The following is a 12,931-nucleotide window of genomic DNA, read 5'->3' on the forward strand; positions in this document are numbered from 1 at the left end:
GCGGGGTCTTAGCGGGATCTCAATTCTTATTTAATGAACTGAGACAGGTTGTCTTTATCTACGCCGACGTAAGGGATACGCACGACTTTATTTTCGATTTTATATTGGGTGCCTTCGGTGGCCGGTTTGCCCGCCGCCAGGTTTTTCGCCAGCTCGAAGGTGGCCTTCGCCTGATTGTCGGCGTCATTCAGCACCGTCCCCGCCATCGCGCCGGATTTAACCAGCGCCAACGCTTCAGGCAGCGCATCCACGCCGAACACCGGAATACTGGTCTTGTTGTGTGCTTTCAGCGCTTCCACCGCGCCCATCGCCATGGCGTCGTTGTTGGCGATCACCACTTCGATCTTATTGGCGTTCGGGCCGGAGAGCCAGGCGTCCATCTTGTCTTTCGCCTGCGCGGTATCCCACATCGCGGTATCCAACTGCAGCTGTTGGGTCTTGATGCCTTTCTCGTTCAGCGTTTTCACCACGTAGGTGGTGCGCGCTTCGGCATCCGGATGGCCCGGCTCGCCCTTCAGCAGCACGAATTGGATCTGGCCGTCTTTGTTCAGATCCCAGGCCGGGTTGGCTTTCCAGTGTTTGGCGATCAGTTCGCCCTGGATCACGCCGGACTCTTTGGAATCGGTGCCGACGTAATACGCCTTGTCATAGCTGTCCAGCGCTTTGCGGGAAGGTTCTTTGTTGTAGAACACCACCGGGATATCGTTTGCGCGCGCCTTATCGATAACCACCGGCGCCGCGGCCGGGTCGACCAGGTTGATCGCCAGCGCTTTCACGCCCTTGGCCAGCAGCACGTCGATCTGATCGTTCTGTTTGGACTGGTCGTTCTGCGAGTCATTCATCAACAGGGTAACGTCCGGTGAAGCCTTGGCGTCTTTCTCGATCGCTTTGCGCACCACCGACATGAAGTTGTCGTCGTATTTGTAAATCGTAACGCCAATACGGGTATCAGCATGGGCTGCGGCGCCAAACATCATGGCAGCGGCCATGGCGGCCAGGGTGAAAACCTTCTTATTCATTGTCAATCTCCGGTTCTGTGTAGGGTATTACTCGTCTTTGAGCCAATGGTCACCGGCAGTGCGCACACCCCAGGCCAGGCGATTTCCACTCAACACCTGTCGTCCGTGGATCTTGTTATTTCCGAGAAATGCTGTGTCAGCGCGAGATAAACGGTTACAGCGGCAAGGGCCTTTGCGCCTGAAAACGCCTAGAGCATAGACGGCGTGATGTTAATATTCTGTGAATTTTCTCACAGATTGAAAACGGTTACACAAGATTAAATCGTCAGAGAGTGACCATCGCCTCACTTTGCCAGGGGGCGACAGAATGGCGCCGCACCAGCGTCGGCATGAACAGATGGCTGGCCTGCGGCTCCACCAGGCCCGCTGCGCCCTGTAATGCCAGCTCGGTCGCCAACGTGGCCATCGAAACGATCGGGTAACGCACCGTGGTGAGTTTGGGGCTGGTGTAGCGCGCGATGGGAATGTCGTCGAAGCCGATCAGCGAGAAATGCTGCGGCACCGTGATACCGTTTTCTTTCAGCACCGCCATGGCGCCGGCGGCCATGGCGTCGTTGTAGGCGAACACCGCGCTCAGCTGTAAGTTGCGCCCCAGCAGCTCGACCATCGCCGCCTCGCCGCCCTGCAGATCCGGCGAACCGTACGCGCGCCAGCTGTCGGGCGTCGCCAGCCCGGCGGCGGCCATCGCCTGAACATAACCTTGCTGACGCAGCGGCCCGTCCTCGATCGGGTGATTGGAGCCCAGATAACCGATGCGACGATGGCCCTGCGAGAGCAGAAGACGCATCGCCATGTCAGCGCCACTGACGTTGTCCAGCCCAACGCAGCGCGACTCATAGCCGGGGATAATCCGATTGATCAGCACCATGCCCGGCACCTGCTCCAGAAAGCCGATCAGTTCGGTGTCGCTCAGGGCTTTGGCGTGAACAATCAGGGCATTACAGCGCTGACGGATCAGCACTTCGATCGCATGGCGCTCTTTGTCCGCCTGATGATAGCTGTTGCCGATCAGCAGATACTTGTGATGTTTCTGCGCCACCGTGTCTACCGCTTTCACCAGCGCGCCGAAGAACGGATCGGACACGTCCATCACCACTACGCCCAGCGTATCGCTGCTTTGGGTCGCCAGCGCCTGGGCATTGGCGTTGGGGCGGTAACCCAGTTCCGCCACCGCCTGCAGCACCTGTTCGCGCGTCTCTTTGCTGGTCAGCGCGCTGTGATTGAGCACGCGAGACACGGTCGCCACGGAGACGCCGGCGCGTTTCGCCACGTCGCGAATAGTGATCGGATGAACTGGAGGCATGCGGGATCCTGAAATCGGGGTAGTGGCCGGTGGCGCTATCCTACCCCGATTGACCCGCAGCTCTGCGTGAATTACGTCACAGGAAAGAAAACGTTTACATACATTTTTTTAACCTGCCGATGGGCGCTCACTTCAGCGCTTTGGATTCCGTTCCACCGGCGGCCATCTGCGTCAATTTGCGCCACAGCCATTCCATCGGCCCCTGTTCGAAGTAACGCAGCCACAGTGCGGAAAACGCCAGGTTGATCAACCAGACCAGCGGCACCAACGCCAACAGTTGAAGCCGGTCGAACTGCTCATAGAGGCCAAAGCGATAAAACAGCGTAGTGCAGATCAGCGTTTGCAACAGGTAGTTGCTCAGCGCCATGCGCCCCACCTGGCTCAGCCAGTGGGCGATGCGCAGGCGCGACAGCGCGGGCCAGAAACCGTAACACAGCGCCAGATAGCCCAGCGCCTGCAGCGGCGCGCCCAGCTCGCGCGGCACCTGCAGCAGGAAACCGCTCCAGCGATAGTCCCAGTGCACCTGCCATTGCAGCGCCACCGCCGGCAGTTGGATCAGCACGGACAGCGGCAACAGCCACGCCGCCTGCCGCAGGTAATAGCCGGAGGAATAGCTGCCGCGCAGCCAGCCGCTGCGCATTAGCCCGGCGCCGAACAGCATCAGCCCCGCCAGCTCCCAGCCATACTGCGCGCCGATGGCCAGCAGGCTGGACGAGAGCAGATCGGCGCGGCTGCGCCAGGCTTCGAAACCGCCCTGCAGCTTCCAGAACTTCTCGTACTGCAACTCCGCCACGCCCGGTTGCCAGAAGCTGCCCGGTTCACCGTGCGAGACAAAACCGAGCAGCAGCAGCACCGCCACGCCGATCAGGTAGAGCACCACGCCGGTTTTCAGCAGCTGGAATGTGTCTTTGGCTTCGCGGATCATGCGCCAGCACACCAGGCCGATCAGCCCGTAGGCCAGCAGAATATCGCCGTCCCACAGGAAGATGGCGTGCGCGAGGCCGAACAGCACCAGCCACGCCAGCCGCGCGCGGATCCAGCTTTTGCCGCGCCGCAGCAGCATTTGCAGCCCGGCGCCGAACAGCAGCGCGAACATCGCCAGGAACTTGGCCTGGGCGAAGAGATCCAGCAGCGCCCAGGTCCAGGCGTCGCGCGATGACGGCATCCCCAGATAGGCCGGATTGAGGTAGGCGGCCTTCGGCAAGCCGAAGGCGCTGATGTTCAGCAATAAGATGCCGAGGATGGCGATGCCGCGCACGCAGTCCAGCGTGGCGATGCGCGGCAGAGGATGACTGTTCATTTTTTATCGCTGTCTTCCGCTCATGAAAAAGGCGCCCGCAGGCGCCTGTTGTCGTTTTGCGAGTCGCCCCGCAACGCCATCACCCCTGGTGATGGCGCACCGCGCGCAGGAACTCCTGGCGGGTATTTTGGCTGGACTTGAACAGCCCCCCCAACGAGGTGGTGGTGGTGGCGCTGGTCGCGTCGCGAATGCCGCGCGCCTTGACACAATAATGGACCGCATCGATCGATACCGCCACGTTATTGGTGCCGAGCAGGGTCTGCAGCGCGACCAGGATCTGCTGGGTCAGGCGCTCTTGCACCTGCGGACGCTGGGAGAAGAACTGCACGATGCGGTTGATCTTCGACAGACCGATCACCGAGTCTTTCGGGATATAGGCCACGGTGGCCTTGCCGTCGATGGTGACGAAATGGTGTTCACAGGTGCTGGTCAGCGTGATATCGCGCACCGTCACCATCTCATCCACCTTCATTTTGTTCTCGATGACGGTGATTTTCGGGAAGTTGGCGTAGTCCAGACCGGAGAAGATCTCGTCGACATACATTTTGGCGATGCGATGCGGCGTTTCCGCCAGGCTGTCGTCAGACAGATCGAGATTCAGCAGCTGCATGATTTCGGTCATGTGCTCTTTGATGCGACGCTTGCGCGTTTCGCGATCCAGCACTTCCCCGCGCAGCGGTGTCTCCAGACCACGCTCTTCCAGTGCCGCATGCACCAGCGCGGCTTCTTTACTTAATGATGTCATGTATTTGTTCTCCTGCGGACGGAACCCGCCGGCGGCCTGATAGGGCGTGCGGCCGGCGAATTGCTTGCTCTCGTGACGGCAGAGTTTTCGTGGTGGATAACGTGAACCCGGTCAAGATTTTGCCCCCACTGTAGATGAGAGCGCGGCGATTATCCAGTGATAGTACTTCATCCAGAGGTGAAATCTTCGCATTTAGCACAATCAGGCCGGCTGCGGGTCTCCACGCTTTTTGTATGGTTTTTAATCACCGAGTCGCCGTTTTTTGCGCCAACCGCCGCGCCGGGGTATTCACCGCCAGCCCTCCGGCCACCAACAGCGCTATCACCGCCACATACAGCGCCGGTTCCAGCCGATGGGTCAAGGCGGTCGACAGCGCCGACAGCATCGGCCCGACCAGCTGGCCGATCGCATAACCGGTGGTCAGCAATCCGGCCATGTAACGCGCATGGCGCGGCGCCAGTTCACGGCCGTGCTGAAGGGCGAGCTGTACCACACAGAGGAAACCGCCGCCGGTCAGCAACGCCCCGAGCGCCAGGCCGGCCACGCCCGGCACCACTTCGGCGCTCAGCACGCCGAGCGCCTGTACCCACAGCGTGATCGCCAACCGGGTTTGGGTGGTCAGCCGATGGCGGGTCACAATGCCGATAACGATCCCCAGCACCGCCGCGCCGCCGAACACCGGCCAGACGAACTGTGCGAACAGGCTGTCGGGAAAACGCGCCGCCGCCATCTGCGACAAGAAGGTCGCCGGCAGGATATAGCCGAAGCCGGCCAGGCTGTAGCTCCACACCAGACGCTTGAGCGCCGGCGTCAGCAGCAGCGGCTCCGGAGCCACTTCCGGGCGATGCAGCTCGCCGCTGCGCGGCAGAAAGGCGCTAATCCCCCCGACCAGCACCAGCGCCAGCCCGCCATACACCAGCCAGGCCTGCGCCGCCGTCAGCCCCAGCGCGTTGATGCCCACCGCCAGCATGCCGCTGAGGAAGATGCCGGCGCCCGGCCCGGCGAACACCGCCGCGCTCAGCGCCGGCCGGCCGTAGTGCGCCAACCGCTCGTTGGTCCAGGCCGCCACCAGCACCATCGCCCAGCCGCTGGCCCAGCCGATGGCGAAGCGCAGCGCGCCGTGGGTCCATTCATCCTGCGCCAACGCCGACAGCAGCGTCAGCACCATCGCGCCCCATACGCCCAGCCACAGGCGCCGCTCGACGTGGCGCGTGGCGCGCATCGCGTCGTAGGCGCCGCACAGGTAGCCCAAATAGTTGATCGCCGCCACCAGCCCGGCACCGGTCAGGCTGAACTGGTGGTCAGCGATCATCAGCGGCACCTGAGGGGTGAAAGCGAAGCGGCCAATGCCCATCGCCACGATCAGCGCGGCAAACCCGCTCAAGGCAATACGTAAAGCCATACCGGTATCCAAAAGGTTAAAAGAAAGTTGCCAGTATCATGCCGCAGTATTAAACTCACAAAAACTGAATAATAGTCATCAAGTTCATCACAAAACGAGAACATTATGGATCTGACCCAGCTTCGCATGTTCTGCTGCGTAGCGGAAACCGGCTCGGTCGCCCGCGCCGCCGAGCAGCTGCACCGCGTGCCGTCGAATCTGACCACCCGGCTGCGCCAGCTCGAGCAAGAGCTGGGCGCCGATCTGTTTATCCGCGAAAAACAGCGCCTGCGCCTGTCGCCGATGGGCCATAACTTTCTGTGCTACGCCAATCGCATCCTGGCGCTGAGCGACGAGGCAATGAGCATCACCCATGCCGGCGAACCGGCGGGCAACTTCGCTCTCGGCTCGATGGAGAGCACTGCCGCCACCCGCCTGCCCTCGCTGCTGGCGGCTTACCACCAGCGTTTCTCGCAGGTGTCTCTGTCGCTGACTACCGGCACCTCCGGCGAAATCGCCGATCGGGTGCGCGCCGGCACGCTGGCGGCAGCGCTGGTCGACGGCCCGGTGCCCTATGACGAGCTGAACGGCTGTATCGCCTATCCTGAACATATGGTGGTGATCTCCTGTCTCGATCACGCGCCGATCCACAGCGCCAAAGACGCCAACGGCGAAACGCTGTTCGCCTTTCGCGCCAGCTGTTCCTACCGCCTGCGGCTGGAGGCCTGGTTCAAGCGCGAAGGCGTGCGGCCGGGGCAGATCATGGAGATCCAGTCCTATCACGCCATGCTGGCCTGCGTCGCCAGCGGCGCCGGGCTGGCGATGATCCCGCATTCGGTGCTCAGCCTGCTGCCGGGCCATGAACGGGTTCGGGTTCACACCCTGCCGCCGGACGTGGCCGACACCGCCACCTGGCTGCTGTGGCGCCGCGACGCGTTCGGGCCGAACGTGCGCGCGCTGAAAGAATTGATTATTGAACAGACGGAAACCGCCGCTGTTGATGAAAGCACCCCCAACGATTTATCAGACGTTGTCGATATCGCCTGATTTAAAAAGAAAACCACTGAGGAGACTATGATGGAGATGATCAAAACCCGCGCCGCCGTTGCCTGGGGCCCGAACCAGCCGCTGAAGATCGAAGAAGTCGAGCTGATGCCACCGCAAAAAGGCGAAGTGCTGGTGCGAATCGTCGCCACCGGCGTTTGTCACACCGACGCCTACACCCTGTCCGGCAAAGATCCGGAAGGCGTGTTCCCGGCGATCCTCGGCCACGAGGGCGGCGGCGTGGTGGAAGCGGTCGGTGAAGGCGTCACCAGCGTGGCGGTCGGCGATCACGTGATCCCGCTCTACACCCCGGAGTGCGGCGAGTGCAAATTCTGTAAATCCGGCAAGACCAACCTGTGCCAGGCGATCCGCTCCACTCAGGGCAAAGGCCTGATGCCGGACGGCACCACCCGCTTCTTCAAGGACGGCAAGCCGATCTTCCACTACATGGGCACCTCCACCTTCTCCGAATACACCGTGGTGCCGGAAATTTCACTGGCGAAAATCAACAAGGAAGCGCCGTTGGAGGAAGTGTGCCTGCTGGGCTGCGGCGTCACTACCGGCATGGGCGCGGTGATGAACACCGCCAAAGTGCAACCGGGCGACACCGTGGCGATCTTCGGCCTGGGCGGCATCGGCCTGTCGGCGATCATCGGCGCGCAGATGGCCGGTGCGGGCCGCATCATCGGCATCGACATCAACACCAGCAAGTTCGATCTGGCGCGCAAGCTGGGCGCTACCGATCTGATCAACCCGAAAGACTATGACAAACCGATTCAGGAGGTGATCGTCGAGCTGACCGACGGCGGTGTCGACTTCTCCTTCGAGTGCATCGGCAACGTCAACGTGATGCGTTCCGCGCTGGAATGCTGCCACAAGGGCTGGGGGGAATCGGTGATCATCGGCGTCGCGGGCGCTGGCGAAGAGATCTCAACCCGGCCATTCCAGCTGGTCACCGGCCGCGTCTGGCGCGGCTCGGCATTCGGCGGCGTCAAGGGCCGTTCGCAGCTGCCGGGCATCGTCGAGCGTTATCTGGACGGCGAATTCGCGCTGAACGACTTTATCACCCACACCATGGGGCTGGAGCAGATCAACGAAGCGTTCGATTTGATGCACGAAGGCAAATCGATCCGTTCCGTCATCCACTTCGACAAATAAGCCAGGAGGCAGAGATGACGTTGTCATTGGAACTTCTCGAAGAGCACCGCATGTTCGGCGGCTGGCAACAGCGTTATCGCCACGCGGCGCAGAGCCTGAATTGCAACATGACATTCAGCATCTACCTGCCGCCGCCGCGCGATGACAACCCGCCGCCGGTGCTGTACTGGCTGTCGGGGCTGACCTGCAACGACGAGAACTTTACGTTGAAAGCCGGCGCGCAGCGCATCGCCGCCGAGCAGGGCCTGGTGCTGGTGATGCCGGACACCAGCCCGCGCGGCGACGAAGTGCCGAACGACGAAGGCTACGACCTGGGCCAGGGCGCCGGGTTCTACCTGAACGCCACCCAGGCGCCGTGGGATCGTCACTTCCGCATGTACGACTACATCAGCGCCGAACTGCCGGCGCTGATCGAACAACACTTCAGCGTCAGCGATCGTCAGTCGATCTTCGGCCACTCGATGGGCGGCCACGGTGCGCTGATGATGGCGTTTCGCAACCCGCAGCGCTTCCGCTCGGTATCGGCCTTTGCGCCGATCGTCAACCCGTGCCAGGTGCCGTGGGGCCGCAAGGCGTTCACCGCCTATCTGGGCAGCGACGAAAGCCAGTGGCTGCAGTATGACAGCTGCCATCTGCTGGCCAGCGGCGCGGAGAAAATGCCGGTCCTTATCGATCAGGGCGACGACGACCAGTTCCTGGCCGATCAGCTGCAGCCGGCGCGGTTGGCGGAGCTGGCGCGCCAGCGCGACTGGCCGCTGACGCTGCGCATTCAGCCGGGGTACGATCACAGCTACTTCACCATCGCCACCTTCGTGGAAGATCACCTGCGCTTCCACGCCGAGCACCTGTTCCGCTGATAAAAAAATCCGGGCGGTTAAACCGCCCGGATTTCTTCAAATACCGTCAAGAAGAAAGTCGATGGCGGCTTTTATCCTGCTCCGATACTGGGAAACATCACAAAATTCGGCCCCCAAAGCCCGAACCGGGATGCTGGCCATTTCATATGTCATCACGGCGTACTCGTTGTCATCAATCAATTTGATCAACGGGATCAAGCGCTCCGGTCGCGGACTCCCCGGGTATTTTTCAACGGGCAACAAAGGGATCACAACTCGACGATTTAATTGCCCAATGATATCGCTCGTCACATCAAGCAGCAGGGGGTAAATCGCGCTGTTCCCGCTATTCGCATACACCGTAAATTGCATCGCTAAAACGTCCTGTATTCGTCGCTAAAGCAACCATGCTCATCATTAAATCGGTTAAGCGCTTCAAGCGCCTCTCGGTTTTCTTCCTGCCATTTTATCCTCTCATGCTGACGCAACTCAGCATCTAAAGCAGCAGTCAGCGTCGCGCTGAGATTAATCCCCGCCTCACGCGCACGGCTCAACAAACTGCGTTCCAGCGTCATAGTCACACTTTGCGTCGTTCGTTGTTTTACTGGCATCGGCACCTCTCTCACTCATTTTCGTGCAAACAACACGGCTTATTGAACGGATAATAGCACTGAGACGTCATGTGAGCCCGTTCAAATGTGCGCCATACGTTAAAGCATCACCCCTTCAGCTTCGGATCGAGCGCGTCGCGCAATCCGTCGCCTAACAGGTTGAACGCCAGCACGGTGATAAATATCGCCAGGCTGGGGAAGATCGCCACGTGCGGCGCGATCACCATATCGGCGCGCGCTTCGTTGAGCATCGCTCCCCACTCCGGCGTCGGCGGCTGGGCGCCCAGCCCCAAAAACGACAGGCTGGCGGCGGAGATGATCGAGGTGCCGATGCGCAGGGTGAAATAGACTACGATCGACGACAACGTGCCCGGCAGGATGTGCCGCAGGATGATGGTCCAGTCCGAGGCGCCGATGCTGCGCGCCGACTCGATATAGGTCAGGTGCTTCAGCACCAGCGTATTGCCGCGCACCAGGCGGGCGAAGGCCGGAATGCTGAAGATCGCCACCGCGACGATCACGTTGGCCATGCCGCTGCCCATGATCGCCACCACGCCGATCGCCAGCAAAATGCCGGGAAACGCGAACAGCACGTCGCAGACGCGCATGGTGAGGCGATCCCACCAGCCTTCATAGTAACCGGCCAGCAGCCCCAGCAGGGTGCCGATCGCCCCGCCCGCCAGCACCGAGAACACCCCGGCCGCCAGCGAAATGCGCGCGCCCATCAGGATGCGGCTGAAAATATCGCGTCCGAGGGAATCCACCCCCAGCCAGTGCAGCAGCGAAGGCCCTTCGTTCAGCCGGTCGTAATCGAAATAGTTTTCCGCATCGAACGGCGCCAGATAAGGCGCCAGCAGCGCCGCCGCAATCAGCAGCAGCACCAACAGACCGGCGACCAGCGCCGCCCGCTGGCGGCGAAAACGCCGCCAAAATTCGCCCCACGGCGTGCGCACCGCGTTGGGGTCAATAAGCGGCATCGCCTTCAGTGCGGCGCTGCGCCGCCAATGCTTAATCATGCCGCATCCTCATTGGTAACGAATCGCCGGATTGATCGCCGCGTACAGCATATCCACCAGCAGGTTGATCAGGATGAACTCCAGCGAGAACAGCAGCACCTCGGCCTGGATCACCGGGTAATCGCGCATCTCCACCGAGTCCACCAGCAAGCGCCCCAGCCCCGGCCAGTTGAACACCTTCTCCACCACGATCGAACCGCCGAGCAGGAAGCCGAACTGCAGCCCCATCATGGTCACCACCGGGATCATCGCATTGCGCAGGCCGTGTTTCATCACCACCACGCTTTCTCTCACGCCCTTGGCGCGCGCGGTGCGCATGTAGTCTTCCTGCAACACCTCGACGAACGAAGCGCGGGTGAAACGCGCCATCACCGCCGCCACCGCCGCCCCCAAAGTGATCGAAGGCAGAATGTAGTGCCGCCAGCTGTCGGCGCCCACCGTCGGCAGCCACCCCAGCTCGACCGAGAACACCTGCATCAACAGCATGCCGAGCGCAAAGGCCGGGAACGAGATCCCCGACACCGCCAGCGTCATGCCGAGGCGATCCGGCCAACGGTTACGCCACACCGCCGACACCACGCCGATCGCCAGGCCGAACGCCACCGCCCACAGCATGCTGGTGACGGTCAGCCAGAAGGTCGGCAGAAAGCGCGAGGCGATCTCTTCACTCACCGGGCGCTTGGACACCATCGAGATGCCGAAGTCGCCCCGCAGCGCGTTGACGAAAAAGTGCGCGAACTGCTGCGGCAGCGGCTTATCCAGCCCCAAATCCTTGCGCACCAGCTGCACCACCGCCTCGTCGGCCTCCGGCCCCGCCGCCAGCCGCGCCGGATCGCCCGGCAGCAGGTGGACGAACAGGAACACCAGCACCGCTACGATCAGCAGCGTCGGGATCAGGCCCAGCAGTCGTTTCAGAAAATAATTGAGCATCTCATTCCTTCCCCCACCCGCAGCCGCGTGGCCGCAGGCGGGGATGGGCGCCTTATTTCAGATCGGCGTTATCAAAGTTGAACGAGGTATCCGGCATCACGTAGAAACCGCTCAGCTGTTTGCTGTTGGCCGACAGCAAGCGTTCGGTCGCCAGGAAGATCCAGGGCGCGTCGGCCCAGATGCGATCCTGCGCGTCCTGATACAGTTTCTGCTTCTCGGCGCGATCGGTGGTTGCCAGCGCGTCGGTCAGATCCTTGTCCACCTGCGGATTGCTGTAGAACGCGGTGTTGAACTGCTTCGGCGGCGCCGCCTGGGTGGAGAACAGCGGCGACAGCGCCCAGTCCGCTTCCCCGGTCGAGGCCGACCAGCCGGTGTAGAACAGCCGCACGCCGGTGTCTTTCACCCCGACGCTCTCCACCTGCGCCGCGCGCTGCCCGGCATCCATCGCCGTCACCGTCACTTTCACCCCCACCTGCGCCAGCTGCTGTTGGGTGAACTGCAGCACCTTCTGCGCGGTGCTGTGGTTGTGGGACGACCACAGCGTGGTGGTGAAGCCGTTCGGGTAACCGGCCTCTTTCAACAGCTCGCGCGCCTTGGCCGGATCGTACGGCCACGGCTTATAGCGCGCGGCGAAATCGATCGCCGGCGGCACCGGCCCTTCCGCCGGCACCGCGTAACCGGCGAACGCCACCTTGATCAGCGCGTCCTTGTTAATCGCGTAGTTCAGCGCCTGGCGCACCTTCGGGTTGTCGAACGGCTTTTGGGTAACGTTCATGCTGATGTAACGCTGCAGGATCGACGGCGCGGCCACCACGTCCAGCTTGGCGTTGCCTTCCAGCACTTTGGCCTGCTCGTAAGGGATCGGGAAGGCGAAGGTCGCCTCGCCGGTCTGCAGCATCGCCGCGCGGGTGTTGTTATCCACCACCGGGCGCCAGGTGATGCTGTCGAGCTTCGGCAGCCCCGGCTGCCAGTAGCCGTCGAACTTCTTCACCTTGACGAAATCGGTCTGGTTCCAGGTCACGAACTGATACGGCCCGGTGCCGACCGGATGGAAACCGATCTCCTTGCCGTATTGCTTCAGCGCCGCCGGGGAGATGATCGCCGCCGCCGGGTGCGCCAGATTGTTGACGAACGCCGAGAACGGCGCCTTCAGCACGATTTTCACCGTATTGGCGTCCACCGCTTCGGTTTTGTCGATCATCTTGAACAGGTTGTAGCGCTTGAGGTGGCTGTCCGGGTTGCTGGCGCGATCGAGGTTGATCTTCACCGCCTCGGCGTTGAACGCGGTGCCGTCGTGGAATTTAATGCCCTGGCGCAGTTTGACGGTGTAGGTCAGGCCGTCTTTGCTGACCTCATAGCTGTCCGCCAGCACGTTCACCAGCTTCATGTCCTTGTCGAAGCCGAACAGCCCCTGATAGAAAGACTTGGCCACCGCCTGCGACAGCGTGTCGTTGGCGTCGTAGGGATCGAGGGTGGTGAAGTTGGACGCCACGGCGATCACCGCGTCCTTCGCCGCCCAGACCGGGCCGGTTCCCGCAGCCAGCAGTACGGCGGCCAACAGCGCATTGCGTTTGAATGAGTGCTTCAT

13 protein-coding genes are annotated in these 12,931 nt (G+C 61.8%); 3 read left to right on the forward strand and 10 right to left on the reverse strand.

Annotated features, from left to right (window positions below):
• Window positions 1-26: 26 nt before the first annotated feature.
• The 5 genes from mglB to J9788_RS10785 all read right to left on the reverse strand — a co-directional run bounded on the left by mglB (window position 27) and on the right by J9788_RS10785 (window position 5,769).
• Complete coding sequence (mglB, locus tag J9788_RS10765; RefSeq protein ID WP_033650594.1) at window positions 27-1,019, reverse strand: galactose/glucose ABC transporter substrate-binding protein MglB; 993 nt, start codon at window positions 1,017-1,019, stop codon at window positions 27-29.
• Between the two features lie 265 nt (window positions 1,020-1,284).
• Window positions 1,285-2,322, reverse strand: a complete 1,038-nt coding sequence (galS, locus tag J9788_RS10770) for an HTH-type transcriptional regulator GalS (protein WP_182264861.1) — start codon at window positions 2,320-2,322, stop codon at window positions 1,285-1,287.
• A gap of 127 nt (window positions 2,323-2,449) precedes the next feature.
• The gene (gene yeiB / locus J9788_RS10775; RefSeq protein WP_304621813.1) at window positions 2,450-3,622 is read right to left on the reverse strand and encodes a DUF418 domain-containing protein YeiB; all 1,173 of its coding nucleotides are present in this window, start codon (window positions 3,620-3,622) and stop codon (window positions 2,450-2,452) included.
• A 79-nt stretch (window positions 3,623-3,701) separates the two neighbouring features.
• Complete coding sequence (gene folE / locus J9788_RS10780; RefSeq protein ID WP_004938969.1) at window positions 3,702-4,367, reverse strand: GTP cyclohydrolase I FolE; 666 nt, start codon at window positions 4,365-4,367, stop codon at window positions 3,702-3,704.
• Between the two features lie 244 nt (window positions 4,368-4,611).
• On the reverse strand, window positions 4,612-5,769 hold the full coding sequence (locus J9788_RS10785) for a YbfB/YjiJ family MFS transporter (RefSeq protein ID WP_182264862.1): 1,158 nt from the start codon (window positions 5,767-5,769) through the stop codon (window positions 4,612-4,614).
• A 105-nt stretch (window positions 5,770-5,874) separates the two neighbouring features.
• Between J9788_RS10785 and J9788_RS10790 the strand changes: the two genes are divergently transcribed.
• From J9788_RS10790 to fghA, 3 genes are read left to right on the forward strand one after another with little or no spacing between them, the layout of a single operon-like run.
• Window positions 5,875-6,795, forward strand: a complete 921-nt coding sequence (locus J9788_RS10790) for a LysR family transcriptional regulator (protein WP_046896982.1) — start codon at window positions 5,875-5,877, stop codon at window positions 6,793-6,795.
• 30 nt (window positions 6,796-6,825) lie between these two features.
• Window positions 6,826-7,950 (forward strand): S-(hydroxymethyl)glutathione dehydrogenase/class III alcohol dehydrogenase, encoded by a 1,125-nt coding sequence (locus J9788_RS10795; RefSeq protein ID WP_160880177.1) that lies wholly within the window; start codon window positions 6,826-6,828, stop codon window positions 7,948-7,950.
• Window positions 7,951-7,964: 14 nt separating this feature from the next.
• Entirely contained in the window at window positions 7,965-8,807 is an 843-nt protein-coding gene (gene fghA / locus J9788_RS10800; RefSeq protein ID WP_182264863.1) for an S-formylglutathione hydrolase, read from the forward strand.
• A gap of 36 nt (window positions 8,808-8,843) precedes the next feature.
• Here fghA and J9788_RS10805 read toward each other — a convergent pair whose 3' ends face one another.
• The 5 genes from J9788_RS10805 to gsiB all read right to left on the reverse strand — a co-directional run bounded on the left by J9788_RS10805 (window position 8,844) and on the right by gsiB (window position 12,931).
• The gene (locus tag J9788_RS10805; RefSeq protein ID WP_046896980.1) at window positions 8,844-9,158 is read right to left on the reverse strand and encodes a CcdB family protein; all 315 of its coding nucleotides are present in this window, start codon (window positions 9,156-9,158) and stop codon (window positions 8,844-8,846) included.
• A gap of 2 nt (window positions 9,159-9,160) precedes the next feature.
• The gene (locus J9788_RS10810; protein WP_029988820.1) at window positions 9,161-9,397 is read right to left on the reverse strand and encodes a type II toxin-antitoxin system CcdA family antitoxin; all 237 of its coding nucleotides are present in this window, start codon (window positions 9,395-9,397) and stop codon (window positions 9,161-9,163) included.
• 107 nt (window positions 9,398-9,504) lie between these two features.
• Window positions 9,505-10,413 carry a glutathione ABC transporter permease GsiD gene (gene gsiD, locus J9788_RS10815; RefSeq protein WP_182264864.1) on the reverse strand — a complete coding sequence of 303 codons (909 nt, stop codon included), beginning with the start codon at window positions 10,411-10,413 and terminating at the stop codon, window positions 9,505-9,507.
• A gap of 9 nt (window positions 10,414-10,422) precedes the next feature.
• Window positions 10,423-11,343 carry a glutathione ABC transporter permease GsiC gene (gene gsiC / locus J9788_RS10820; protein ID WP_046896979.1) on the reverse strand — a complete coding sequence of 307 codons (921 nt, stop codon included), beginning with the start codon at window positions 11,341-11,343 and terminating at the stop codon, window positions 10,423-10,425.
• A gap of 52 nt (window positions 11,344-11,395) precedes the next feature.
• Window positions 11,396-12,931 carry a glutathione ABC transporter substrate-binding protein GsiB gene (gene gsiB, locus J9788_RS10825; protein ID WP_182264865.1) on the reverse strand — a complete coding sequence of 512 codons (1,536 nt, stop codon included), beginning with the start codon at window positions 12,929-12,931 and terminating at the stop codon, window positions 11,396-11,398.

The sequence above is a fragment of the Serratia sp. X10 genome (assembly GCF_017811775.1).
Classification (GTDB): domain Bacteria; phylum Pseudomonadota; class Gammaproteobacteria; order Enterobacterales; family Enterobacteriaceae; genus Serratia; species Serratia ureilytica.

What these genes read in the sequence shown, in the direction of transcription:
- yeiB (WP_304621813.1), bottom strand. Translation starts at nt 3,622, where the DNA reads ATGAACAGTCATCCTCTGCCGCGCATCGCCACGCTGGACTGCGTGCGC.
- folE (WP_004938969.1), bottom strand. Translation starts at nt 4,367, where the DNA reads ATGACATCATTAAGTAAAGAAGCCGCGCTGGTGCATGCGGCACTGGAA.
- gsiC (WP_046896979.1), bottom strand. Translation starts at nt 11,343, where the DNA reads ATGCTCAATTATTTTCTGAAACGACTGCTGGGCCTGATCCCGACGCTG.
- J9788_RS10805 (WP_046896980.1), bottom strand. Translation starts at nt 9,158, where the DNA reads ATGCAATTTACGGTGTATGCGAATAGCGGGAACAGCGCGATTTACCCC.
- J9788_RS10795 (WP_160880177.1), top strand. Translation starts at nt 6,826, where the DNA reads ATGGAGATGATCAAAACCCGCGCCGCCGTTGCCTGGGGCCCGAACCAG.
- J9788_RS10785 (WP_182264862.1), bottom strand. Translation starts at nt 5,769, where the DNA reads ATGGCTTTACGTATTGCCTTGAGCGGGTTTGCCGCGCTGATCGTGGCG.
- fghA (WP_182264863.1), top strand. Translation starts at nt 7,965, where the DNA reads ATGACGTTGTCATTGGAACTTCTCGAAGAGCACCGCATGTTCGGCGGC.
- gsiB (WP_182264865.1), bottom strand. Translation starts at nt 12,931, where the DNA reads ATGAAGCACTCATTCAAACGCAATGCGCTGTTGGCCGCCGTACTGCTG.
- gsiD (WP_182264864.1), bottom strand. Translation starts at nt 10,413, where the DNA reads ATGATTAAGCATTGGCGGCGCAGCGCCGCACTGAAGGCGATGCCGCTT.
- galS (WP_182264861.1), bottom strand. Translation starts at nt 2,322, where the DNA reads ATGCCTCCAGTTCATCCGATCACTATTCGCGACGTGGCGAAACGCGCC.
- mglB (WP_033650594.1), bottom strand. Translation starts at nt 1,019, where the DNA reads ATGAATAAGAAGGTTTTCACCCTGGCCGCCATGGCCGCTGCCATGATG.
- J9788_RS10790 (WP_046896982.1), top strand. Translation starts at nt 5,875, where the DNA reads ATGGATCTGACCCAGCTTCGCATGTTCTGCTGCGTAGCGGAAACCGGC.
- J9788_RS10810 (WP_029988820.1), bottom strand. Translation starts at nt 9,397, where the DNA reads ATGCCAGTAAAACAACGAACGACGCAAAGTGTGACTATGACGCTGGAA.